This window comes from Nonomuraea sp. NPDC049129 (assembly GCF_040648495.1).
Classification (GTDB): domain Bacteria; phylum Actinomycetota; class Actinomycetes; order Streptosporangiales; family Streptosporangiaceae; genus Nonomuraea.
Map to the genome: position 1 here is coordinate 158,365 of NZ_JBEZDU010000008.1, position 25,264 is coordinate 183,628.

Genomic DNA, 25,264 nt, shown 5'->3' on the forward strand with positions numbered 1-25,264 from the left:
CTGCCATGAACGTCCTCAGTAAGCCCGGACGAACGCGGGGAGCGCCTGCTTGAGCTGGGACGAGAACGGCAGGGGTTCTGTGTAGTGGGTCGCGGTCCGGCTGGGGTCCTCCTTGAGTACGTGGTTGATCCCGGTCAGGCGGATGAAGTCGGTGGCGGCGGGGGCTTTCGCCAGCCCGGCGGCCAGGTGCTCGACGTCGTCGCAGCTCACCTGGATGTCCGCATCGCTGCAACTCAGCAGAACCGGGGTGTGCGCCTTGAGCCGGGCCGCCACTTTGGCCGGGTCCTCGCGGTCGACCTCCGACAGGAATTTCGCGTTCGCCGGGGACAACACGTTCGACAATCCGCCGGGCAGGTTCGCCGCGACCGTGCCGTTGGCGCGCAGCGACGCGACGGCCCTGGCCAGGGCGTCCTCGACCTCGGCCGCCTGAGCGCCGGTGATCGTACCTGCCTGCTGTTGGGCCTTGATCTGGGTGGTGATCTGACCGCTGAGGATGTCGAGGTATCGGCGGCTCAGCGGTTCGAGCAGGCCCAGGCTGTTGACGCGCGTCTTCGATCTCGATTTCGTGGCGAGCAGGAGGGCGAACAGGGCGCCCTCGCTGTGCCCGATGACCGTGAGCCGCCGCTTGTCGGTCTCGGGCCGCCGGGCCAGGAAGTCCAGCGCCGCCCTGGCCTCGTGTTCGAATGGGGCGATGCCGATGTCGGCGATCTTGGACGCGTACGGCCCGAGGCCGGTCTTGCCGCTCCCGAGCTTGTCGTAGCGCAGGCTCGCCACGCCGCCGGCAGACAGCACCCCGGCTAGGGTCTTGTACGTGTCGATCCCGCTGAGCCCGGCGCTGTTGCCGTCGCGGTCGGTGGGACCGCTGCCCGCGATGATCAGGGCAGCTGGGACCTTCGCACCCGGCCGGGCCGGATGGCGCCAGGTGCCGTAAACGGTCATCCCGTCCACCCGGAAGCTCACTTCCTCCTCGACCCAGGCGGGGGTCGTACGAGAAACGGCGGCCATGGGGGAGGCGGTTACGCGGGTGGCCGACCCGCTCCCGCACCCGCTCACCAGAAGGGCGAACGCGCACAGACCGGCGCCCAGACGCGGCGCGCGATCATTCCGTGCGCGTACGAACTCACGTAAGAACATCACAGGGTCACTTCATCTCTTTGATTCGAGTGGTTTACGCAGTGTCGGGACGCCGGAGGAAAAGCCCGGCGACCTTGCCGTCCCCGTCGTAGGCGACGCGGGCGGTCAGCTCGCCCGCCTCGAAGGAAAGCGGGATGTCCACGATGGTGTGGTCACCCGCCTGGTGGGGCACCGGCTCACCCATGCCTTCGTACGCGCCGACCATGCCGACCGCCTGTGCCCAGGTCGCGGCCAGTTTGGTCGCGCTCAGGCCGGCGGCGACCGTCTCGTCGAAGTCGCGGCGTACTTCCTCCCAGCGGCCGTCGGTCAGGTCCGCGACCAGGGCGGCAGCGCGGTCGGCGGCGCCGGGCAGAATCTTGTCGATCATGGGTGTTCCTGTCCTTGGGTCGAGTGGCCGGCCGAACCGCTGGAACGCCGCCTGCCGGCTGGAGCCGAGCACGTCGCCGATCTCCTGCCAGGTGTGTCCCGTCGCGCGTGCTCTGTCGACCGCTGCCCGCATGGCCTGGTCGACCGCACGCGCGAGGTCCCGGGTGACGACCACCGCGTCCAGCGGGGACGCATCCGGAGCGCTCAGTCGCTCCACCAGCCTCCGGGCTGTGTCCGCCAGGTCGGTCGGTGCCGCCACTTCCGTCACGTCGTCAATATTTGCTTTACGAGATGAGAATGTCAAGCTTTCATTTACATCCTTGGCGCGGTCGCGGATGCGTCGCGCGGCGCTACGGCAGGTGGAGTCGCAGTATTCACGCCTGCGTCCACGTGCTGACTGGGAGGAGAAGGGTTTTCCGCAATGCTGACAGACCTCGGTGCCACGCGGTTTCAGCACGCTGGTGCTCCTTAATATCGTGCTGTTTTCTGTGGCACGTAATAATACGCTGCGGCAGCACGAAAAGCATCCGGCGACTGATCGCCTGGGGAAGGCCGCGCTTGAACGGACCGATCCGCACCGGACTTCAGGAGTCGTAGACGTGCACCAGATCCGCGTCGTCCGCGTGCAGCAGGGGCCCGTAGTGCTCGCCGAACAACTTGGCCACCAGTTCGCTGCGGCTGCTGACGTTCACTTTGGCGAAGATCGCCTTGGGGTAGTCGCGCACGGTGTGCGGCGACAGGTGGAACTGCGTGGCGATCTCCGACGTGCTGAGCCCGCGGGCCACGCATTCGGTGACCTCTCGTTCGCGTGGCGTCAGCGAGTACGCCTCCACGATGATGGGCACGATCTGTGCCGAGGCCGCGGTTCGATCACCACCGAGACCGGTCCCAAGCGACGAAGAACTCCGCGAGTACGTCAAGCTGGCGACGGGTTCGTTCTTTCAGCACGTGGGAACCTGCGCCATGGGCACTGATGAACGTGCCGTCGTGGATCTGGAGTTGCGTGTCCGGGGCATCGTGGGTCTGCGGATCGCCGACGGGTCGGTCATGCCCTCGATCGTGGCCGCCACTAACCTAGACCTCCCACGTCGTGAAGGCGATCTCTAGCTCGACTGGCTCGTATGAGACCCGCATGACGCTCACCAGCGCCACCTTCTTCTCGTTCGTCTCAACGCAGACCTTGGCGCCCTGCTTGAGATCGTCCATCCGAACCTCGAGCTGCCGGTAGTTCTCATGCGCAAGCAGGTTCACGCAATCGTCGGCACTGGCGGCCGTGCCGGGAGCAATTACGAAGCGCCGGGTCGTGTCGGGCCCGTGGATGTGGTCATCTTCGAGAATGATTTCGGCCAGTCCGCCCTCCCTGGCTGCTCCCACTTGGATGGAGGAACTGCCGTGCCCAGGGGTGCCAGTGTCAAGGTCCACCTTGTCGCCGTCGTTGCAAACGATGGTCCACGAGCAGGGTTTCAGCAGATAGTCGTTGCTGCTCGTGGCCACGGACGATGGATCTGGGGAGGGAGGTTTCGCCGAGGCGGGGCCGGGCGAGGCGGGGGCAACGAGAGTCCAGACTGCTGCGATCCCAGACACGATGCTGAAGAGCCACCCGATGCGCTCCATCCACGTCCAGAACGATGACGCGGGTTGGTCTGCCTCCTGTCTCCTGCTTCCGGCGGCGCTGACCCGCTTCTTGCGTACGTACCGGATCGTAAAGATGAATGATCCTGCTGCCACGCAGGCAATCAGCCAGATGATGGGCGATGACATGAATGTCTCCGTTGGAGTTGTTCACTGGTGTCTACTGAGGCGTCGCAAGAGCCACAGGGTGGCCCCCGCAAAGCAGGCGAGCGTCACTATCCCGAGCGCGAAGAGGTCGAACAGCCACTGGTGGAGGTCGTGCCGCCACAGTGCGTCTTTCGGCGTTCCGGGACCGGTCAGGGCACGCAGATCGAGCGAGGAGGCTGCGGCGGCCAGTCCCCACCGGTCTGGAAGAAGGGCGGACAGGGCGGTCAAAGGCTGGCTGCCGGACAGGTCAGCCGTGACGCCATTCAGCGCGATCTGCGCGACTGACGTTGCTGTCACCAGCGCGACGGCCTGTTCCAGCCTTCGTGCGACCACCGAGATAAGCAAGCCGAGCGACATCGCCGCCACGGTGAGGGCTGCCAGGCTGACGAAGAGCTCCACCGCTGGCCCGAAAACCAGCGAGTGCGCGGGCCCCGGCCTGATCCAGACGAACAGCGCGGCTATCAGCAGCGCCTCCGCCACAGCGACGACGGCGTAGACCAGCCACCGAGCCAGCAACACGGCCAGTGTCAACGTCCCGGTGCGGCGCTCCCTTCGAATGATCGGGTAGTCCGAAACGATGTCGCTATAAGTGAGCGCCTGGCCGCTGAGCACGCAGAGTGTGGTGAGCAGGCTCAGAGCCGTCGGCGCCGCGCTGCCGCCAAGGCCGGATTTGCCGGTCACGCAGCCGGCCAGCGCCGCCGAGATGCTGGCGATGATGAACGGCGCTAGGACCACCCTGCTCCTGCCCGTCCACTCGATGAGCTTGCGATCGTCATCGCCGCGATTCCTGGACGCGCCACGCGTGGCCAGGAGGGAAATCTGGCGCAGGACGAGCACCGAGAGCTGTCGAATGAAGGTCCGGGCCGTGCCGCGATGGCGCATGCGGGGTGGAGGGGCCGTCGACATTCTCGCGCGTTCAGCCTCCGCGACCGCCTCGGCGGCTTGGCTGTCGTCGGCGTACCGCAGGGCGGGCGGCAATGGATTGTGGGTGAGCGACTTCATGAGGTCGGCGTAACTCTCGGCCTCAAGCGTGCTCCTGACTAGTTCCGGCGGCCCCGAGTAGACCGGCCGACCGTCCTGGACGACGACGAGCACGTGCCCTGCCCTGTCCAGGTGTTCGGTCGCGTGAGTGATGACGATGACGGTATTGCCGTCGTCGGCGTACTCGCGCAGCAACGTCATGAGCTCGCGGTCCATGCCGGGGTCGAGACCAGAGGTGGGCTCATCCAGCATGAGAAGACGAGGTTTGGTGAGCAGTTCCAGCGCGATCGAGACGCGTCTGCGCTGCCCGCCGGAAAGCGTTGTGATGAGCTGGTCGATCTGCTTTTCGAGACCGAGTTGGGCGCACACCTCCTCGACGCGCCTATTGCGCTCGGGCCGCCGCCAGGGGCTGCGCAGCCATGTTGAGTACTGCAGCAGACGCCGTACCGTGAGTGTCTGATACAGCTCGATCTCCTGTGGGACGAAGCCGAGCTGTTCCCGGATCTGCCGGGCGTGGGTTTTGAGGTCGAGATTGCGGAAGAATATGTCGCCGCCATCCGTTTCGAGCTCTCCGAGCAGAGCTGAGAACAGCGAGCTCTTACCAGCGCCAGAGGGGCCGAGGATCGCGAGCAGGGTGTTGTCCCGCTGAACGAACGACATACGAGTGAGGCGCGACTTGTCGCCACTCTTGGCGTACACCTCTGCGACGACGAGGGCGCAGCCGCTGAGAGGAGTTTCCTCCAGGCCGGAGCCGTCTTCGCTAATGCGGTAGCGGTGGTCGGCGAAGTCGAAATAGTCGCCCGGCGAGAGCATCGCAGACTTGACGGGCTGCCCGGCGATGTACGGCCCGTGCCCGTGCCCGTGGTCCAATAGGCGAAATCGGGCGCCCTCCCGCCGCAACGTGAAATGTCGCGTCGCGGCCGAGATCGCGTCGAGCACGACATCGGCGTCTGGATCGGTGCCGAAGACCGTAATGTCACCCAGGGGGATTAGCTGCAACGTCGGCGGCTCGTCAGGTGATGGCCCCTCCTCCCATCGCGGTCGCGGTGCGTTGGTGGGCACGGGAGCGGGCGGGCCGAGCAGCGCCCAGCCTGGGATCTCCGGGGATGGGGAGCTGAGCACGTCGTTGACCCAGGCACCATGCCGGTGCGTACGCACTAGCCTTCGCCGATACACGGCGAGCCTGCGATGAGTGTGCTCGTGGATGCGCCGTATACGTGCTGTGGTCACACTGAGGGCCCCGTCGGCCTCCTCGGATGCCGCGGCGATCTGCCCCTCAAGAGAGGCGAGCTCCGCGTGCGCGTCGTGGACGGCGTCCTGCGCAGCGCGCACCTGCCGGCCCTGCTCGCGCAGCCGACGGGCAACCACGATCGGGTCATCGTGGCGCTCTTCTCCGAGACGTCGTTGTGTTTGCATCTCGGTGGACAGCGGAGTGGATACGGCGGCCAACTGTTTCTCGGCCCGCGCGGCTCGGTCCTGGACATGCGGTTTGACCACCGACACTGCGGCTCTGCGCGCCAGCGCCCTGGTGCGGGCCGTTTCGTAGCGGAGTCGTTCGTGTTCGAAGGCGTCTTGTGCGCGGCGTATTAAGGCATCTCGGTGTGGGGTGGTGACAGGTCGGCCCCGCGAACCGTGGACAGCTGGGGAGGGAATTTCCGCCCAGCCGTCGCGCCAGCCGTGATACCAGTCGGTCAGTCGAGCGAGCGGACCGTAGGGGATCGGTTTCATGTGGATGGGCAAGTCAGTTGGGCGATGACCTTGCGATTGCGCGCGGCAGGGCCTGGTAGCAGCGTGCCGTCGGGCGCGACGTCGTCGATCCGGTTCTGCCCCTTCTCGCCATGGCCCTCGGCGGTGATACTTTCAGCGGACACACCGAGCTTGATGAGCTCCTGCTTCACCGCATTGGCACGTTCCTTGGAGAGCCTGAGGTTGTGCTCCTGCGAGCCCTCCGATGAGGTGTTGCCGATGAGTTTTACCCGGAGGTCGTCTTTGCGAATGGTGCTCGCGAGGTTGGTGAGTGTTTTCCTCGCCTCGGCGGGTTCGCGGAACTCCGACCTACCCTGCAGGAAGCCGACGTGGTTGCCGTCGCTCAGATCCGCCTGGCTGCAGGCGGTGAATGTGTCGGGCACGGATGGCAGGGGAACGACGCTGACGGCCGGGACACCTGTGGGGGCCGCCTGGTCGTTCGGCTTGCCGTCTATCGCGACGCAGGCGGCCCCGCCGGCCTGTGCGATTGCCTTCCAGATAGCGATGATGTTCTGGTAAAGGCGGGAATCTGGTTTGGGCTGAGGCGAGGCGGTGTCGCCCAGCCCCGAGAGCAGGACCTTGCGACCGGTGAGGTCAGGGATGAGCTGCTGCTTGCGCAAGTGCGCGACCACTTCGGACGGTTCCGCGTCGATTACTTCTCGGAAATCGAGAGGCTTCGTGGTCTGCAGACCGGGATCGATGAGAACGACATTGCCGCCGGGCTCGGTGCTACGGGCCGCCCGTGATAACGCGGACAGCACATTCACTTCCGGCGCCTTAGCAGGAACGTCACCCTTGATCCTCTGCTCGACCGCGGTGAGGTAGGAGTTGATGTCGTCCTCCAGGCTGACGTCGTTTCCTGCGCTGCTAGTGAAGGGGATATCGAAGACCACCTCCGGGGCGCCGTCGACCCGTACAAGGACGATGTTGTGCCGGGCCTTGACGCTCTGCTTCATCAGATCGACCAGGGCGGGATCTATGCGGGGCGCAGGGGCGTTCGCGTGTGAGCCCACAGCCAGCGCGAGCGTGCCGCTGCCCGATATTTCGCAACCCAGCGAGGCCGTTGCGGGCGTGGGAGACGGGCCTTCCCAATCCTCGGAACAGGCGCTGAGCGACAGGCCGAGGAGCGCGACGACAGAGAGGAAGGTCGCGGACGAGCGTACGGATGGATGCATCAGCGTGTCTTCCAGAAGGGATTCGATCAGTAAGGAGGTCCGGGTCGGTCACGAGGTTGATCGGGCCGACGGAGTGTTGTTTGCAGTGCCTGGCCGCCACTCGTAGGGCCGTAGATCGGGTTCGAGGATGGCGTCGGTGACGGCCGGGTCCTGCGCCCGCTGCGCGATCAGCACACGAGCCATCTGTTTGAGCCGCTCGGCGAGGGCTAGGCGGACCTGAAGAGAGTGCAGCAGGGTTTGACGTGCTGCGATGAGCTCGCTCGCGTGGGCGGACCGGTTAGTCTCGGCCAGAGCGAGGTCGCGGGCTGAGGCGATGGATCGCCGAAGTACGCGCTCGTGGACGCGCAGCGCTCGACCATAAGCTGACCGGAGGGGGTTATGGGTGAGATATGCCCCCACGCCCGCGACTATGCCGGTGCCGAGGAAGAAAGCCAGGAAGAACAGCGCAGAAAGGAGGTGGTCGTCCGCTTCCTGCGGACCGAACGCCTGGGACGGCTTGGAGAGCACGAGGCGAGCCGCGAAGGCTGCGGTACCGAACGCGACCCACGCGAACACGCAGAGGAGGGGCAGAAAGCGACTCGCTCCCGCCGATCCTGCCCTGATGTCGCGGAACATCACGCCGGCGGAATGCGCGAGCCAGACCACGATTCCCGTGAACCCGGCCACCACCAGGGACGTGGTCGGGCTGGACTCCGAGGGCATAACCCGCTTCACCACCTGTAGGAAAGCGGCCCAGTCGGCGCCCACGGCGATGGTCAGCGCCGCAGTGTGGAGCAGCAGTGGCACCCGCGGCCACCCAGCCAGTAGCGCGGGATCCGAATGTCCCCGATCACCCCAGCGCACAAAGCGGCCTACGCCCGCCGAGCCGTTGTCGATCATAAGGTGGGGTTCGCTCGTCGGGTCGTCGTTGCGTGAGAGGTCGGTATCGCTGGCCGGGTCACCCTTACTCATGGGACCCACAATGTTTGAGGAACCGTCGTCCCCCTGCACCAGGCGAGAGCGGGCCGCGTTGAGGGCGAGGCACGCGTCCGCGAGGCGTTGGCGGTCGTCGGCCTCTGCTGGTTGGCGCTCAATCACGGCCGCATTCGCCATGCCTACGAGCCTGGCGGCCTCCGCGCTGTACGCGGCGAATTCCGCCTGGACTCCCTGCTCCCAGCCCGCCAGCATTGAGTTGATGAGGTTGTCGAGGGAGTGCCCAGTTGCTTCGTCCACCCCGCCAGGCGCCAGTCCCTCCACCAGACGCGTGATCTCCGCGAGCGCAGCATTCTCGTCGACATCCGAGGGGACGAACCGCCTGGGCTCCGGCGCGCGCCGCAGGCGGAAGCCGCCGCGCCTAAGGTGCCACCATGCCATTCGCAGTCTCTCCTCCTGTTTGATGCCGTGCAGATTCCTCAGGAACTGGATTTGAGCCGTAGAGCTCAGTCGGTTCGTGGGCCCACCTCGGCAGGTCGGGTCCGAGCAGTTCGAGGTGGGCGTTGAGATCGGGCCCATGTGGGTGGGTTCGGACGAGTTGTTGCAGGTACGAGGCTGCGCGTCGGCTTATGAACTCGTGCACGCGCCGCGCCCGCGACCGGCTGGCCGCCTCCTCAAATGCGATCTGCTGCCTCAGTCCCTCAACTGCTTGCACCGCTGCGGCTAGGTCTTTCTCCGCTTTGGCCCATTCGTTCTCGGCCGTGGTCCGCCTCCTATCGCGGTCGGCCAGTCGACGTGCCCGTACCAGGGAGTCCGTCCGCCCTTCCCGGAAAGACTCGGCCAGCCGCCGCTCTTTGAGGTCTTCCTCTGGTACTGGCTCGCGTGCCTCCTCCCATCGCTGCCGGGCCATGTGAACTTGGCGCTCGGCCGACTTTCGTCGTTCTTCGGCACCAGCCAGCTCCGGCTGGAGGCATCCAGTGCGCGACAGGAGTGCGCTCCGCTCCTGATCAATCTGATCCCGGGCGAGGTGGCGCAGGTATTCCAGCTTTGGGGTGATCACTCGGACTTCCGAGGCCGTTTTAGAATCAGATTCAGATTCGGTGGCATGAGACATCGAAGGAATGCGGCGGCGCCCGTCCTGAAAGCCTTGATAGGCATCCCATAGCCGCAGCAAGAACCCGTAACGGAGGGCCCTGGCGGGTGGGCCCATCCATTCATCCAATCCGACACCTCCAGCCCATGAAGATCGCAATGCGGGCATGAGTGAATCCGACATATGGTGCCGAAGGTCCGGAACGTGGATAATATAACGTCCAGGCTGGAACATATGCCCAAAATGCCCCAATAAGACATGTCATCGCCGGGGTCCGGGATTCATGCCGATTTGTGCGTGCTGGAACACTATGTGCGATACGCGAGCCGCGGATGAACTACGATCCCGCTCAGCGGGAATCGTGCGGGCTGACCTGGCTTAATGGCAGGGTCGCAACTGACTGGAGACTCAGTGGCGGGGAGCGGCAAGAACTCCGGACAGTCGGGCGTTGCCCGGGCGATGTCGATCTTGAAGGCGTTCGCCGGTGATCAGATCGAACTGTCTCTCACAGAGATCTGTGAGAGAACGCAGCTCGCGTCGAGCACCGCGCATCGCTGGCTCCAAGAGCTTGTGACACAAGGCGCTCTGGAGCGACTGCCGTCTGGGCGCTACTGCCTGAGCAGGCTTATCTGGGAGATCGGTACGCGGTGCCCGCGCGCCTCGATTCTGCGCGATATCGCTATGCCAGTTCTGCAAGACCTGTACCAGTCAACTCGTGGGCACGTGGTGCTAGCCATGCCTGCCGATGACAAGGCGTTGGTTGTGGAGCGGCTCCTCAAGAACATTTCTGTCCAGCCTGTAGGCCGCGTGGGCGGTCGTTTACCGCTGCACGCCACGTGCGTGGGAAAGGCCATTCTCGCATATGCACCTGCTGAGGTCAGGAAAAGAATCCTCCAGAGCAAGCTTGCGTCGTACACTTCTTATACGATCACCTCTCCTCAGTGTTTGAAAGATGAGCTCAACGATATTCGGAAATATGGCTATGCCGCCTGTCATCAAGAACGGACGATTGGGCTAAACTCGTACGCGGTCCCTGTTCTCCAGCACGGAAGCGAAAACATCCTCTTGGCTGCGGTCGCCGTCCTGATAGAGGTGGGCCCCAAAGAAGCAGATGGGCTGCTCAACGCCCTCCGACCAGCGGCGGTTCAGATCTCTCGCGCCTTGCGGAAGGCGCCAATAAAATATCCGTTTGATGGTGTTTAGCGTTGTTTTCGGTCTTTAGCTTGTGCTGTCTTCTTGGCGGTCGTACGCAAGATCGCATCGGCTTAACCCGATTCTTCGGTGGGCTGTGTTGTGCGAGTGGTCCCGCAGTTCGCCCGTAAGCCACGGGCCCTGCCCCAAGGCCGGGTAGTTAAGGCGCTCGTGGCGCTGTCAAGCACGTGAGGTCTCAGGACTTGGGACGGAGATCCAGTAAAACTGGTGATCTTCCATAACCAGCCGTCGAAGAACTGGATCTCCGTTGATTGCCGAGTCTGTCGGCTCTGCTGTGTCCGCGCTATCGAGATTTCAGCCGCGCCGGTGACAGCAGGGCCGCCGCCTCGGCCTCACGCGGCTCCTGGCCGCGCCAGGACTCGGAAGGGCTGCGCGACGCCGCCGCCGAACAACAGTACCCCGAGCGGAAGAGAATGTGCAGCGCCCGGCCGCTGGGTGAGGACAGCAAGATTCCCGCCGTCACCGCCTGGAACAGCAGTGCGACGACGTGCAGTGTCACAGCGGCACAGAGCGCCTGAACGGTCCAGGAAGAAGGAGCGGCAACGGTCGGGCGCGAGGTCGTGATCGATCTCCTGCGAGTGCTCGGGTGATGAGGGATTCGGTGTGCTCAGTGGTCGTGATCGCGCCGCGAGGCTGTTCAGGAGCGGATCCGGCCGGCGTCCGAGGCGCCGTCCGTCAGGCGGCTGGGCGGGGCAGCGTGCAGTCGGGAAGGGACAGGTCCAGCACCGAGCCGGGTGCCAAGCAGGCGGGCACGGCCGCGACCTGCTGCCCATAATGGGCGCCCTTGCGCACCGTCACGTGGCCGGCCGCGTCCACTTCACACGGATTGTTCTCCGTGCAGCTCTTCCCGTCGTCGTTGCTCGTGCTGTGCAGCCCGACCACGGTCTGCCCGTCCGGGGCGATCAGCGGTGACCCCGAGGCGCCATGCCCCGGTTCGCAGGCGCTGGTGTACGTGAGCGCGTTCTCCTGCTCGTACCCGCCCTCACGCAGCCCCGGCAGCACGGCCTGCACCGCGCAGCTCCAGCGGCGGCCCCAGTTGCCGGACAACAGGTCCACCCGGTCACCGGCCGCGGCCGGGGTCGTGGTGAGGTCGAAGACCTTGGCGTCGGCGGCGGCCAGCTCCGCGTAGGTCCGGTTCAGGCGGTACAGGGCGATGTCGGTGCCGGTCATGGTGGCGTACACCAGCCGGGTCGTCCTGGCCTCGACCTTGGGGTAGCCCTCGCGGTCGGTGATCGTGACCGGCTGGGCGGCCGGCTGATCGACCAGCGCCGACCCCGGCGCGGGGCGGGTGCCCTGGACGCAGTGGCCGTTGGTGAGGAGCAGGGCCGGATCCTCCGCCCGGTCGCTCCCGGTGCGGACCACGGCGCCGGAACATTCACCGAACTGCGCGGCACCCTCCAGGGACGGCATATGCGGTTCCGGCGGAACCGCGCTGCCCGTGACGATGCCCCGGATCCACTTCCGATACACCGACACGTCGCTGTACACGGTCGGTGTGTCGTTGCTGTTGCTGCCGCTGACCGCCCCGGCCAGCAGCCAGCTGCCACTGCGGCGGACCAGCGCCGGGCCGCCGGAATCCATGTTGGTGGCCGAGATGCTTCCGTCCGGGCTGCCCACGCACAGCTCACGCTTCGCGGTGATGCCGCTCACTTCACATTTCGAGTCGGGCTGCACCACGGTGTCGGCCTCGCGCAGGCGGTCCGGATAGCACTTCGGCGCGCGCTCGTCACAGGTCACGCCCCAGCCGATGATGCGGGTGGCGGTTCGGTCGGCCGGCGTGACCGGCGCGATCCGCGCCGGCTTCGCCCGAACCGGGGTACGCAGGTGCAGCAGCGCGAGATCCTTGCCGTAGACCTCGGTGGAGTACCGATAGAACCTGTCGACCTCGGCCAGTTCGCCGCCGGAGGTCACGCTCAGGGAGCCGACGCGCACCCGCCAGCCCCGAGGGGTGCCGACCGGCGCCTGATTGGGCGTACGGGCGCAGTGGCTCGCGGTGACCACCCACTGCGGCGCGATCAGCGTGACTCCGCAGACATGGCCGTCCGCGCGCGGGGACTCGGCGCGTTGTAACGAGCCCATGAACGAGTACGGCCGTACCGACTCGACGCCGCCGCGCAGGGCGAACGACGGAGTCGCGGTCGCCGCCAGCGCGGCCAGCGCCACGGGGACGACGAGAAGAAGACGACTTCGCATTTGCGACACCCTGCGCGGTACAGGTGTCCATGCGGCGGCGGTCACGTATCGGCGGCCGCTTGGCTACGTATTGGGGGTGTATCAGGGGCTGACACACACTCGATACGTAGCCAAGCGGTCGTGGATACGCGACCGCGACAGCGCGGACACTCGCACCGCGCAGGGTGGCCAACCATGCCCAACACACTTCACCTCCCTCGTACTCGCGTCGCATTCGCGGCTTTCGCCTGCCTCGCGGGCCTGCTGGCCGGTTGCGGCGACGCCAACGGGTCGAGCGGGCCGCCGAACAACTCGTCGGCTTCCGCCGGTACGGCCGACCAGAAGTACACCGAATGGGAGGTCAAGTTCCGGTCGTGCCTGAGCGACAAGGGCTTCGTGCTTCCGAAGGAGGCCGGAAAGATCGACTTCGGCGACCGGCAGGACGCGTACGAGGTAGCGAGGGACGCCTGCATCAAGGAGATCGGCAAGCCGCCCACGGCCTCTGACGACCAGCCGAAGATGTCCGACAAAGAAGCGAAGGAGAAAGAGCTCAAGACCCTCCAGTGCCTCCGCGATCACGGGTACAAGGTCAAAGACCCCGCTCCAGGGCAGGCCGCACAGGTCGAGGTGCCTGATGGCGTCTCGCAGGACGGCTTTACGGAGTGCTACCGCAAATGACCTCCGGAAAGCCAGAGCGCGCCCTACGGGGACACGGCCGCACGTAGGGGCCGGCGATCACCCCCCTCGCTGGCATCGCCCTCGGCGCGGTCGCGACCTTGACGGTGAAAGACCGTCATGAACCTCCTCATCAGTGACTCTCCGAGAGGCGGCTCCGGGGACGTGGTGTCTGTCCGCCGGACCGCCCCGCATCATGGCCGTTGGGTGGTGGCCCCAGGTCGGCTGTTAACGCTCACACGTCTTCTTCTTGGTCGCGGTTCCTTTTCTGTCAGATGGTCGTGGTGACAGGTCGGAGCCAATACGAGAGGAAGAGGCGACGTCAAGGACGGCACTTCGCGCCCACGAGGGGGCGGCGGACGGGCGTGCGGCTCATCAGGCGTTATCGGGGGTCGCCGCCCGTGGCGGCGAGAGCGTCACTCTGAAACTTTCGCCAAAACCTTGACACATTTCGGGATGGTTTCCAGACTGTGGCCCAAGGCGGCCTCCTCCTGCTCGTGGTGGTGCGCGGCGAGGACCGCCGTTCGCGATGCCCTGGTGGTGTGCGTTCCCTGATCACGGGACGCGGCGTCGATCGTGCGGGATGACCCCCGCGTGTCCGCTTTCTCGTGATTCAGTCTGGAGCAGCCAGTCATGGGGATCAAAGCCATACTTCCGCCGCGGCCTCTCAGGAGCCCGCGGGTGCTGATCGCCGCCGCCGTCGGCGTCCTCGGCGTGGTCACCGCGGTGATCGTACCGACCATGCCGGCCGGAGCGGCGGCGAGTACGCTCGGCGCGGCCGCCGCGCAGAGCGGGCGATACTTCGGCACCGCCATCAGCGCGGGCCGGCTCGGCGACTCGCAGTACACCACGATCGCCGGCCGCGAGTTCAACATGGTGACGGCCGAGAACGAGATGAAGATCGACGCCACCGAGCCGAACCGGGGACAGTTCAACTTCACCAGCGGGGACCGGGTCTACAACTGGGCCGTGCAGAACGGCAAGCGGGTGCGCGGGCACACGCTGGCCTGGCACGGCCAGCAGCCCGGCTGGATGCAGTCGCTGTCGGGCGGCAGCCTGCGGCAGGCGATGATCGACCACATCAACGGCGTGATGGGCCACTACAAGGGCAAGATCTACGCCTGGGACGTGGTCAACGAAGCCTACGCCGACAGCGGCGGCGGGCGGCGCGACTCCAACCTGCAGCGCACCGGCAACGACTGGATCGAGGTCGCCTTCCGCACCGCCCGCAACGCCGACCCCAACGCCAAGCTCTGCTACAACGACTACAACATCGACAACTGGACCTGGGCCAAGACGCAGGGCGTCTACAACATGGTCAAGGACTTCAAGGCCCGCGGCGTGCCGATCGACTGCGTCGGCCTGCAGTCGCACTTCAACAGCGGCAGCCCGTACAACAGCAACTACCGCACCACCATCTCCAGCTTCGCCGCCCTCGGGGTGGACGTGCAGATCACCGAGCTGGACATCCAGGGCGCCTCTCCGCAGACCTACGCCGCCGTGGTGAACGACTGCCTGGCGGTGGCCCGTTGCGCCGGCATCACGGTGTGGGGGGTACGCGACCAGGACTCGTGGCGGTCGGGTGACACCCCGCTGCTGTTCAGCGGCGGCAACAAGAAGCCCGCCTACGACGCGGTCCTCAACGCCCTCAACTCCGCCTCGCCGGACCCCGACCCCACTCCGACCCCGACGCCCACCCCGACTCCGACACCGACACCGGTCCCGGACGGGTGCGCGGCGACGATCACGACGACCAACAGCTGGCAGGGCGGCTTCCAGTCGACGGTGACCGTCCAGGCGGGCGGCGCGGCGATCAGCGCATGGACCGTGCGGTGGACCTGGCCCGGCGGGCAGAGCATCAGCAGCCTGTGGAACGGCCAGCAGAGCGTGTCCGGCTCCAGCGTCACCGTACGCAACGCCGCCTACAACGGCTCCATCGCCGCCGGCGGCTCCACGACCTTCGGGTTCACCGCGAACGGCACCGCGGCCACCCCGACCGCCACCTGCACCAGCCCCTGACGGAGGCCGGACATGATGAGGAGAATACTGATGCGTCTGCCCTGGCCAGCGCACCCCTCCGCCGTCACGGCCGCGGCGCCGACCCGGCGGGTCTCGCGCCGCGGCCTGGTGATCGGCGCCATCGCGGTCCTGCTGGCCGGAGCCGGCCTGCTGATCACACAGCCCGCCCAGGCCGCCGTGGCCTGCCGGGTCGACTACACGATCAGTTCGAGCTGGCAGGGTGGCTTCGGTGCCGGCGTCACCATCAACAACCTCGGTGACGCGGTCGACGGCTGGCGGCTGACCTGGTCCTTCGGCGCCGGCCAGCAGATCACCCAGATCTGGAACGCCACCCAGACCCAGTCCGGCTCGTCGGTGACCGCCACCAACGTCTCCTACAACGCCTCCATCCCCTCCGGCGGCAGCACCACCTTCGGGTTCAACGGCTCGTGGAACGGCAGCAACCCGGTGCCCACGTCGTTCGCTCTGAACGGCGTGACCTGCGGCAACCCCGGCACCCCCACGCCCACCCCCACACCGACTCCGACGCCCACACCGACGCCGACCGGCACGTGCGCTCTTCCATCGACGTACCGCTGGACATCGACGGGCCCGCTGGCGACCCCGAAGTCGGGATGGGTCTCGCTCAAGGACTTCACCAACGTCGTCTACAACGGCAGGCATCTCGTCTATGCGACGACGCACGACACGGGGACGAGGTGGGGTTCGATGAACTTCGGCCTCTTCAGCAACTGGTCCGACATGGCCTCGGCCGGCCAGAACACGATGTCCATTTCCACTGTCGCGCCGACGCTCTTCTACTTCGCCCCGAAGAACATCTGGGTGCTCGCCTACCAGTGGGGTGGGACCGCCTTCTCCTACCGGACCTCCAGCGACCCCACCAATCCGAATGGCTGGTCAGCGCAGCAGGTGCTCTTCTCCGGCAGCATCTCCGGCTCCAGCACAGGACCCATCGACCAGACACTCATCGGTGACAGCACGAACATGTACCTGTTCTTCGCCGGCGACAACGGCAAGATCTACCGGGCCAGCATGCCCATCGGAAATTTCCCGGGCAGTTTCGGCGCGACCTCGACGACGATCATGAGCGACACGACGAACAATCTGTTCGAAGGAGTTCAGGTCTACCAGCTCCAGGGCCAGAACCGATACCTCATGCTCGTCGAGGCGATGGGCTCGCAGGGTCGCTACTTCCGCTCGTTCACGGCCACCAGCCTGGGCGGTACGTGGACACCGCAGGCCGCGACCGAGGGCAATCCCTTCGCCGGCAAGGCCAACAGCGGCGCCACCTGGACCAACGACATCAGCCACGGCGATCTGGTCCGCACCAACCCCGATCAGACCATGACCGTTGATCCCTGCAATCTGCAGTTGCTCTACCAGGGACGGGCCCCCAGCTCGGGCGGCGACTACGGTCTCCTGCCCTACCGGCCGGGTGTGCTGACACTGCAGCGCTAACGGCATGGCTTTCAGAGCGGCTGCGACGCGGGGTTCCGTGTCGCAGCCGCTCTTTCCGCGTAGCGTGCCAGGAAGGCGGGCGAAGCGCCGTTACCGGGTCTTTTGCTCAAGCATTCCCGGGACGGATCGCCACATCATCGATCTGGAACGCGGGCCCGGCGGTGCTCGCGTTCCAGACAAAGGTCCAGTCGACGCGGGTCGTGCCCGCGGGCGCGGTGAACGTGCCGGCCGCTTCGGTCCAGGCGGTCTTCTGGGCCAGGGAGATGGCGTCGGTACGCAGCACCGTGCCGGACTCGTCGCGCCACCGCACGTTCCACGTGACGGCGGGCATGGTCGCCACAGCCTCCCGATACCACAGCGACACGTGGTAGCTCGTACCGGCGACCACACCGCTGTAGCCGGGGAAGTTGTCAAGCGCCACCGCGCTGCCGCCCGACTGGGTGCTGGTCATCTGCAGCGAGCCCGTGCCACCATGCGCGCCGCCGGTCTGGTGCGCGACGCTGGTCCCGTACCACGGGGAGTAGGGCGAGATCGTCGAGCCGGACTCGAAGTCCTGCTCGGTGATCGCCGGCGGGACGGGCGTGCCGCCGTCGAACGTGCTGCCGGCGTCCTGGCCGTACTGGGGGCCGACCCACTGGCCGGGCGCGATGCGGGTGCCCATGTCGGTGACCCTGAACTGCCACGGTCCTGTGTAGGTGTTGTCGTGCCAGGAGTTGTTCGACCCGTGGACGATCGACTGCTGGATCACGGCGCCCTTGTACGGGGACCAGTCCGGGTACGTGCCCCAGTTGGACAGCAGGGCCATGTGCCCGCAGTACTGCGTTGGGCAGCCGCCGTTGACGGCACTGGGGTTGAAGGCGAACGTGTTGTGGTGGACGTCGACGTTCTTCGTCCACCAGCGGCAGTTGGTGTAGAGCGGCTCGCCGGCGATGGCGGGAGCCGAGCACTGTGAGGTGTTGGTCGGCCCGACGATCAGCGTGCAGTCGCGGGTCGTCGAGGCGGGGCTGTTGCAGAACCGGTCGGCGTTCGCCCACGCGGTGATCCCGCCCCAGTTGTTCTCGAGCCGGTTGCCAGTGATCTCGATCTTGCTGGTCCGCGCCTTCAAGCGGGGCTCACCATCCGCCTCGGACAGGTAGATCGCCGCTTCGGGGAACGGGTCGCCCTTCGTTGCCCGCTCGGCACCGGAGGCCCAGGCGTTGCCGCGGATGGTGTTGTTGCGGATCACGGCGTTGTAGCTGATCTCGTAGAAGATCGCGAGCGAGTCGTTGGCCTCGATGAGGTTGTTCTCGATGAGGAAGTCGTTGTTGTTGGTGTCCGCCCAGACCCCCGGCCCGTGGTTGCCGTGGACCCAGTTGCCGGTCACGTCGGCGCCGTTGACCGCCCAGAACTTCATGCCACCGGTACATCCGCACCCGGGCTCCTGGTGCTCCCAGTCCTCGGTGTTGTTGCCGGTGAACTCGTTGTCCGCCACAACCAGGCCGGTGATGGTGTTGCCCTCTTTGTACGCGTTCAGGCCGTACTGTCCGTTGTCCTTGAGGCAGTTGCCACGGATCTGGTTCGTGGCTCCGGCCATCAGCCCCGCGCCGGAGTTGTCGCGGATCGTGTTGTGCTCCACGATCCAGCCGTCGCCGGAGTCGTGATTGACCACACCCTGATCGCGCGGCGCGACGAACCCGGTGATGGTCAGGTACCGGATCGTGACGCCAGTCGCCTGCTGGGTGAACGCGTACCGGTTCAGCCGCTGCCCGTCCAGCACCGCGCCGGGCGCGCCGATGAACGTCGCGCCGTTGCCGGGCATGATCTGGGAGTACTGGTCGGTGCCCAGCGTGTGCGTGCCGGTCTGGAAGTAGTACGTGGTGTTCGCCTTGCGTAAGTCCACGCCGCTGTTGTCACCCGCAGGGACCACGACCGCGCCGGCGGGCGGTGTGGTCGGGCCGTTCAGCGACGAGCTGCCGCAGACCGCTGCCGTCGCCGTCGTCGAATTCGTTGCCTTGACGACCGCGTCGCCACTCGCCGGCGTCGCGCCGCCCATGACAACCGTGGCGAGGGCCATCAGCGCCAGTGGCCAGGTTCTTCGCATTCCTGTTCTCCTCTGGATTTCGGCCAGCCTTAACTCCATTTGACTGCTGGCCGTCGCCACTGTAGCCAGCTCGCACCTACCCCTCAGATCGAACTCTGAAAATGGCCTGCGGGCCGATGTCGGCGTCCTGTGGATCAAGGACAGCGATAGACATCACGTCCCTGAGATGTCCTCCTCCCGTGGCGCACACATCCGCAGGTCAGGCGTGGATGAGGGACAGCAGGGACAGGGGAGACCGAGGTCTTCGGCTTCCGGCCGTATCCGCAACTTCCGGACCTGACCTTCCACCGGCCGAACGCCCCAACTGGCCTCATGGCCGGTTCTACCCGTATCTCGGCTGGACCCGGGGCCGGCCTGCGCCCCGTCCCCATGCCGGTCCCCTCAACGAATCCTCAACAAGTTCTCAACACCGTCCGGCGCACCATGTGGATCGCCAGCTGGTCAACAGGACAAAGAGGGCAACATGCGATTCGGGACCAAGGCGGTTGGCATGCTGGTTACGACCGGCGCGATCATGGCGGCGACACTCGTGAACGGGCCGGCCGCGTCGGCTCTCCATGTGCCGTGTACGACGACTCCATCTCCAACTTGGACGGCGGCTACGGCGTGATGAAGGGCTCCTACAACCTCAAGAAGGGGCCCTACATGGACCGGTGCGGGAACGTGACCAGGCTCGGCAGGGGCAGGCGATCTACTTCCACTGCAACCTCGGGTCGAGAGCAGCGGCGACCCTTTTCTCACTGGTCCTGGCAGCAAGCCTCGTTTCCAGTTCAGCGACCGGCGAACAGCGCGGGCCGGAAGCAGACACCGGTCGGGGTCTTCGGAGACTAGTTCTCCACGCTCGGCGACACTGCCGCGTTCATCGAGTGGCGTTGAAAATCGAGTGGCGTTGAAAGAGGGTGCCCCCGGCGGGGACTCCGGATCAAGGATGCCCATCTATTGGCGCCCGATACGTTCTGTTTTTATGGAGGACTCGCGTGAATCGGCCCAGGCGCGTAATCGTGGCAGTGGTGGCCGCAGGTCTTCTCACCTCCTGCGGAGGAGGTGCGGGAAGCGATGATTCGGGAAAGTCGCACGGGCCCCGGACCGGCACGCCGACGCCGTCCTCGTCCGCCTCTCCTGAGCGTGTCGCGCCGAAGACACAGCTGTCGGTGCCCAGCCTCTATGACACCTCCCGCGGCTGGGAGTCGGACCTGCCGGGGGACCAGCTCACCCTGCCGCACTCCGGGGCGGTCGCCGTCTTCCGGCAGGGCGGCAAGAACGACGGCACCTTCACCGTGCTCGATGTGACCAGCGGCCAAAGTCTGTGGAAGAGCGAGGTGAAGGGCCCCGGCCTGATGTCAGCGTTCTCGGTCACCGTGCGGGGAATGGACTACCTGGTCGCCTCCGCGTCCGGCTTTCAGGGCGCGGACGTGGTCAGCAAGGGCCGGCAGGTCACGACGATCGACATCTTCCCGGCCCGTGCCGCTGGAGACGGCGTCAAACCGGCTCACCATCTCGAACTGGACGGCGAGGGTGCGGTCACCAACGGCGGTGGCGGACTGCTGGTGCGGCTGGACAACGACGTGGTGGTGACCGTGGATCCGGCCACCGGCGCGACGAAGACGTACGACCTGAGGAAGATGAAACCCCCAGCCAGCGAGTGCAAGCTGTGTTTCGGCTCGACCAAGGCCGTAGCGGTCACCCCTCGCGGGCCGCTGCTGGCTACCAACACCCAGCCCCGCCGCCACTACTGGGTGCCGGGAGCCTGGTCAGGCGGAACTCTCACCACCAACAGCGACCACAAGCTCTTCATCGCCCCGGTCAAGGACTCCCTCGTCGCGCAGTGGCGCGATGAAGGCGTGCCCAACGACACGTGGGCCGTCCTGGACCCCGCCACGGGAAAGGCTCGCGCCAAGGTCGACTGCGCGCCGGATCAGGGCGTGACGGCCGACGACTCCAAGGGGGCCTCCCTGTCTGCCGACGGCCGCTATCTCGTCCGCAGCCACACGGCCTTCGACTTGGACAAAGGCACCGGCCACTGCTTCGAGGAGACCGACCGCGACAAGCCGGTCCATCTGACCGGTGTGACCGATGACGGCGTCGCCTTCGGCATCGGCGCCTCGACTGCCGACCAGGCCGACCCGCGGGTCACCATCGACCTCGCCACAGGCCAGGTCCAGCTCGGCAACTACGTCGTGGCTCCCTTCGGCGACTACTCCGGATACGGTCTGTTCTGGGAAGACTCCACAAACACCATGGTCGCCTATCCACATGCCAAGTGACCTCACGGATAGGAGCCCGGGCACGGCTCGTGCCCGGCGCAGGTGATCCGTAGCGCGGCCGGAGCGAGCCGGTGATCGGTTACCACTTCTCCCACTCGGATCGTCGTCCAGGAGCGGGTGATCTGCGGGCGTACCGGGAGAAGACTGGGATCTGTGTGAAGGCCGCCGCACACGCGAAGGGGCAGCCCGTGAACGAACTGGTTGACGTCATCGCCACGTGGTTCGACGGCCGTTCGACCACGAGCATGCTGGTGTGGGGCCGTGTCGGGAAGGTCATGTTGTACTTCGCCGCGCTGTCTATCGTGTTGGACCTTCTCGACCCCGAAAAGGGCATTACCGCCCACGCTCGCCAAGGCAGCGTGGTGGGCTGTAGGGGGCGTTCTCGAGATGCTTCTCGGCGCGCTTCTGCATCGCACTCGGCCGCTGCATCTGTTCCGCTGGGCGGCGTTCGCTCTGGTGCTTGTCGGCGGACCGCTCGACATGCTCGCCGCATGATGCGTGCGGCTGACGCGGGATGGAGAGGCCTGATTCGGGTTCGATGAGGACGCCCTGGCCGACCACGCGTACGCTCTCGGCGTGCTTGGGCTCCAGCCGGTGTTCAGCACCCGGTTGATGTCCTTGACCTTCAGCCCATCCGGAGTTTCCCGAAATGGCACGCTCAATAGCTCCTCTCACCCCATCCGACCCGCGGCGTTTGGGTCGTTACTGGCTGGCCGGCCGGCTGGGCGCGGGTGGCCAAGGCGTCGTCTACGAGGGCTACGGGGAGGCGGGAGAGCGGGTCGCGATCAAGGTCCCCCGGTACGACAGCGCCGAATCACGCGCCAGACTCGCGAAGGAGGCGGCGGCGGCCCAGCAGGTGGCCTCGTTCTGCACCGCCAAGGTGATCGAGGCACAGGTCAATTCAGCGCCGCTGTACATCGTCAGCGAGTTCGTGCCAGGGCCGAGCCTGCGGCGGGTGGTGGCGGAGTCGGGGTCGTACGAGAAGGACGCGCTGCGCCGGCTGGCGATCGGGGTGGCGACCGCGCTGACCGCCATCCACCAGTGCGGGATTGTGCATCGCGATCTCAAGCCGGACAACATCATCATGGGGCCGGACGGACCGCGCCTGATCGATTTCGGTGTGGCCCGTGAGGTGGGGCCGACGACGAGCGGGCCGATCATGGGCACGCCCGGATACATGCCGCCGGAGGTGTTCTCGGGGCGGGGCGCGAGCGAGGCGGCCGACCTGTGGGCGTGGGCGATGGTGGTGCTGTTCGCGGCCCGGGGCAAGGACGTGATTGAGGAGGGGGATCCGGCCGCCGTCATTGGGCGGGTGATGGAGTTCGAGCCGGACGTGTACGGCCTGCCTGAACCGCTGAACGCGCTGGTGGCCGCAGCGCTTGCCCGGGATCCCACGGAGCGGCCGGCCGCCGGGGAGGTGCTGCTGCGGCTGTTGGGCCATGGCGGTGAGGCGCCGCTCGGCCGCGGCGATGACCTGCTCGAACGCGGCCTTACACAGGCGGGTGCACTGACCGGACGGCCCGAGCCCGATCTGGGCGCGATCGCGGAGGAGCTCTACGGTGAGCTGACCGAGGCCGAGCGTGCGACCGCGCCCGAGGTGTTCCTGCGGATGATCGACGGCGACGAACTCCGGCCCGTCGGCAGGGACGAGCTGCCGGACTCGCAGGCCGTGGACGCGATGCTCACCGTGTTCGGCGCCGCGGGCCTGGTCACGCGGTCCGGCGCCGCGTACGAGCTGGCCACGCCCGGGCTCCTGCACGCCTGGCCCCGGCTGCGCGATTGGGTGGCGGGCAACCGCGAAGGGCTGCCCGTTCACCGGCGACTCGCCGAGGCGGCCGCGCTGTGGAATGAGCACGGCAGAAGACCGGCCGACCTGCTGCACGGCTCGGCACTCGACCGGACGCTGCAGTGGGCCGCCACCGCGCACAAGGACCTCACGCTGGGACGGCGCGAACGCGAGTTCCTCGACGAGGCGGTGAGCCTGGCCCGTACGAGGGCGAGGAGACGCCGTCTGGTCGCGGCGGCCCTGGCCGTACTGCTCGTGGTCGCGCTCGGCGGGCTCGGCACCGCGGAGTACCTGCGCAGGGAGTCGAGCCGCCAGCGCGACGACGCGCTGGCGCGGGAGCTCGCGCTGCGAGCCGCCGACCTGCGGCAGAGCGATCCTCAGGTCGCGAAGCTGCTGAGCGTGGCCGGCTGGCGGTTGAGCCCGGAGTTGCCCGAGACCCGCGGCGCGCTCTACGACTCGCTCTCTCAGACGGCGGTCTCCGTCTTCCTCGACCCCGACTACACGGCCGCGACCGTGCAGAACCTCAGCCAGGACGGCCGTGTGCTCGTGTCCGTGGACGGCGGGACGGCCAGGATCTGGGATGTCACCGGCCAACGGCGGATCGGCGTGCTGTCCGGGGTGAGCGCGGGGGTGTTCCAAGCCGCGCTCGCCCCCGATGGGCGCACCCTGGCCCTCCTCGACCAGGAGGGGGTACGGCTGTGGGACACGCGCACCGGAAGACCGCTCGGCGCCCCCATCGCCCGTCAAGGCAGGCGATCGGGCGGCGGCACACTGAGCTTCGACGGCTCCGGGCGCTACCTCGCTATCCCCTGGGGAGCGAAGGCCCTGCCCGAATGGTGGGACGTCGCCAAGCGTAAGCGGCTCACCGCTCCCTCGGGAGCCGCGCTCAACGCGATCAGCCGCGACGGCCGCTTCGGCTACGTGGTGAAGGGCTATAACGCGGAGTTGTGGGACCTGCGCCGGGGCAAGAGGACGCCGATCCCGCCCGAGCGGGACAAGGGCGTCATCAACCAGACCACCTTCAGCGACGACGGCAAGATGATGATGACCACGGAGCTGGTGAATTCGAGAGAGACGAGCAGGATCCGTATGTTCGAGCTGCCGTCCGGCGAGGGGGTGATGGGCCAGGAGGGCGGGGCGGGCCCGGGGGGCGGGGTGGGCCCGGAGGCCGGGTTCGTCTTCGGCGACGCATTCATCGCCAACTGGGGCGGCCGGGAGCGACTGACCTTGCAGCGGCGCTCCACCCCTAACACGGTGGACAGCCAGGCCATGCCCAGCTTCTTTGACTCGGTGTACAGCCAGGCCATGCCCGCCTTCGTCGGCGGGCTCCGTTTCGACCTCGCCGACCGGGCCGTCCGCTATCTGGACGAACATGGCGCCGTCCACACCGAGGACGTCTCGATGGTGTTCGACCGGCCGATCGGCGGCGGCAGCGAGAGCGGGAACGTACGGCTGGCCCCCTCCGCGCACGTGCTGGCCGCGATCTGGGGGGACCGGATAGAGGCCAGGGACACGGCGACGGGCCGCGCTTTGCTGAAACTGATCAGCCGGTCGGGCGGTGGCGGCGCGACCGCTTTCAGCCCCGACGGCCGCCGGCTCGCCCTGGCCGCCGACGACACAGTCCACATTGTGGATCTGCCCGGGTATAAGGTGTCGGCCCGGCTCAAGCTGGGGGGCGGTGTCGAGCAGGGCGCCCAAGCGCTGGCGTTCAGTCCGGACGGACGCACGCTGGCCGTGTCGCGCTCTGGGGAGCGCGGTCGCGTCGAACTGTGGGACCTCGAACGCGGATCTCGACGAGCGGAGACCGGGACAGGCGTGAAAGACCTCGCCTTCCGCCCCGACGGACGGCTGCTCGTGACCGGAAACCCGCTCCAGCTCATCGATCCGGAGAAGGACGCCACCCTGCCTCCCGAACAGGGCACCGGGCAGCTCGCCGGCGCCTTCGCCTTCAGCCCGGACGGCCGGCAGGTGGCCTTCTCCGGGCCCGGCCGGCTCACTCTGTGGGACGGCGACGTCAGGACCAGAATCGCCGAGTTCCCCGCGGTGCCGGGCAGCGAGGTCACCATGCTGGCCTGGTCGCCTGATGGGCGCACGATCGCGACGTACGAGAAGGGCTTGCGCGTACGTCTCTGGGACGTGCCGAGCCGGCGACCGCTGGGCGTCGTCTTCGACGGCAAGCAGGCGGCGGACGGCGCCGACGGCGGGTGGGTGGCATTCTCCGCGGACGGCACGAAACTCCACACCGCCGCCCCCGACGGCACGATCCGTGTGTTCGACGTGGACGAGCGGCACGTGGCCGCGACCCTGTGCGTGCGCGCCGGTCGTACGCTCACCGCCAGTGAATGGTCCCGCCACCTGCCTGGCATCGAACCATTCACGATGTGCCCCTAGCCAGTAGGGCCTTGGTGAGCC

17 protein-coding genes are annotated in these 25,264 nt (G+C 66.9%); 7 read left to right on the plus strand and 10 right to left on the minus strand.

Annotated features, from left to right (window positions below; translation table 11 throughout):
- Positions 1-15: 15 nt before the first annotated feature.
- From AB0B64_RS26290 to AB0B64_RS26300, 3 genes are all read right to left on the minus strand, one after another.
- A complete protein-coding gene (locus AB0B64_RS26290; RefSeq protein ID WP_358180256.1) occupies positions 16-1,134 on the minus strand; it encodes an alpha/beta hydrolase in 1,119 nt (372 codons plus the stop codon).
- Positions 1,135-1,168: 34 nt separating this feature from the next.
- Entirely contained in the window at positions 1,169-1,768 is a 600-nt protein-coding gene (locus tag AB0B64_RS26295; protein WP_357957409.1) for a DUF3887 domain-containing protein, read from the minus strand.
- Positions 1,769-2,084: 316 nt separating this feature from the next.
- Positions 2,085-2,345 (minus strand): helix-turn-helix transcriptional regulator, encoded by a 261-nt coding sequence (locus tag AB0B64_RS26300; protein ID WP_358180259.1) that lies wholly within the window; start codon positions 2,343-2,345, stop codon positions 2,085-2,087.
- Between AB0B64_RS26300 and AB0B64_RS26305 the strand changes: the two genes are divergently transcribed.
- A complete protein-coding gene (locus AB0B64_RS26305; RefSeq protein ID WP_358180678.1) occupies positions 2,338-2,607 on the plus strand; it encodes a GMC family oxidoreductase in 270 nt (89 codons plus the stop codon). The genes AB0B64_RS26300 and AB0B64_RS26305 overlap by 8 nt on opposite strands.
- Here AB0B64_RS26305 and AB0B64_RS26310 read toward each other — a convergent pair.
- Genes AB0B64_RS26310 through AB0B64_RS26325 form a run of 4 tightly spaced genes read right to left on the minus strand, consistent with a single transcriptional unit; the run spans position 2,575 to position 8,534 of the window.
- Complete coding sequence (locus tag AB0B64_RS26310) at positions 2,575-3,261, minus strand: hypothetical protein (protein WP_357957402.1); 687 nt, start codon at positions 3,259-3,261, stop codon at positions 2,575-2,577. The two genes, AB0B64_RS26305 and AB0B64_RS26310, sit on opposite strands and share 33 nt — an antisense overlap.
- A gap of 21 nt (positions 3,262-3,282) precedes the next feature.
- The gene (locus AB0B64_RS26315; protein WP_357957400.1) at positions 3,283-5,988 is read right to left on the minus strand and encodes an ATP-binding cassette domain-containing protein; all 2,706 of its coding nucleotides are present in this window, start codon (positions 5,986-5,988) and stop codon (positions 3,283-3,285) included.
- On the minus strand, positions 5,985-7,181 hold the full coding sequence (locus AB0B64_RS26320) for an OmpA family protein (RefSeq protein ID WP_357957398.1): 1,197 nt from the start codon (positions 7,179-7,181) through the stop codon (positions 5,985-5,987). Before AB0B64_RS26320 ends, AB0B64_RS26315 begins: the two co-directional genes overlap by 4 nt.
- Before the next feature lie 48 nt (positions 7,182-7,229).
- Positions 7,230-8,534 (minus strand): hypothetical protein, encoded by a 1,305-nt coding sequence (locus AB0B64_RS26325; protein ID WP_357957396.1) that lies wholly within the window; start codon positions 8,532-8,534, stop codon positions 7,230-7,232.
- A gap of 1,063 nt (positions 8,535-9,597) precedes the next feature.
- Between AB0B64_RS26325 and AB0B64_RS26330 the strand changes: the two genes are divergently transcribed.
- A complete protein-coding gene (locus tag AB0B64_RS26330) occupies positions 9,598-10,389 on the plus strand; it encodes an IclR family transcriptional regulator (RefSeq protein ID WP_357957394.1) in 792 nt (263 codons plus the stop codon).
- Positions 10,390-10,681: 292 nt separating this feature from the next.
- Here the strand turns inward: AB0B64_RS26330 and AB0B64_RS26335 are convergent, their stop codons facing one another.
- Together AB0B64_RS26335 and AB0B64_RS26340 are read right to left on the minus strand one after the other, a co-directional pair.
- Complete coding sequence (locus AB0B64_RS26335) at positions 10,682-10,897, minus strand: hypothetical protein (RefSeq protein WP_357957392.1); 216 nt, start codon at positions 10,895-10,897, stop codon at positions 10,682-10,684.
- A gap of 176 nt (positions 10,898-11,073) precedes the next feature.
- A complete protein-coding gene (locus tag AB0B64_RS26340; RefSeq protein WP_357957391.1) occupies positions 11,074-12,591 on the minus strand; it encodes a trypsin-like serine protease in 1,518 nt (505 codons plus the stop codon).
- A gap of 174 nt (positions 12,592-12,765) precedes the next feature.
- Here AB0B64_RS26340 and AB0B64_RS26345 point away from each other — a divergent pair, with 174 nt between their 5' ends.
- The 3 genes from AB0B64_RS26345 to AB0B64_RS26355 all read left to right on the plus strand — a co-directional run bounded on the left by AB0B64_RS26345 (position 12,766) and on the right by AB0B64_RS26355 (position 16,722).
- Positions 12,766-13,248, plus strand: coding sequence for a hypothetical protein (locus AB0B64_RS26345; RefSeq protein ID WP_358180262.1), 483 nt, complete (start codon positions 12,766-12,768; stop codon positions 13,246-13,248).
- Positions 13,249-13,926: 678 nt separating this feature from the next.
- A complete protein-coding gene (locus tag AB0B64_RS26350; protein ID WP_358180265.1) occupies positions 13,927-15,264 on the plus strand; it encodes an endo-1,4-beta-xylanase in 1,338 nt (445 codons plus the stop codon).
- A gap of 30 nt (positions 15,265-15,294) precedes the next feature.
- The gene (locus tag AB0B64_RS26355) at positions 15,295-16,722 is read left to right on the plus strand and encodes a non-reducing end alpha-L-arabinofuranosidase family hydrolase (RefSeq protein ID WP_358180268.1); all 1,428 of its coding nucleotides are present in this window, start codon (positions 15,295-15,297) and stop codon (positions 16,720-16,722) included.
- 106 nt (positions 16,723-16,828) lie between these two features.
- Here AB0B64_RS26355 and AB0B64_RS26360 read toward each other — a convergent pair whose 3' ends face one another.
- Positions 16,829-18,802: a right-handed parallel beta-helix repeat-containing protein gene (locus tag AB0B64_RS26360; RefSeq protein ID WP_357954437.1), complete on the minus strand. Its 1,974-nt coding sequence runs from the start codon at positions 18,800-18,802 to the stop codon at positions 16,829-16,831.
- A 1,151-nt stretch (positions 18,803-19,953) separates the two neighbouring features.
- Here AB0B64_RS26360 and AB0B64_RS26365 point away from each other — a divergent pair.
- Together AB0B64_RS26365 and AB0B64_RS26370 are read left to right on the plus strand one after the other, a co-directional pair.
- Complete coding sequence (locus AB0B64_RS26365; protein WP_358180271.1) at positions 19,954-21,066, plus strand: hypothetical protein; 1,113 nt, start codon at positions 19,954-19,956, stop codon at positions 21,064-21,066.
- A 694-nt stretch (positions 21,067-21,760) separates the two neighbouring features.
- On the plus strand, positions 21,761-25,243 hold the full coding sequence (locus AB0B64_RS26370) for a WD40 repeat domain-containing serine/threonine-protein kinase (protein WP_358180274.1): 3,483 nt from the start codon (positions 21,761-21,763) through the stop codon (positions 25,241-25,243).
- The last annotated feature ends 21 nt before the right edge of the window (positions 25,244-25,264 follow it).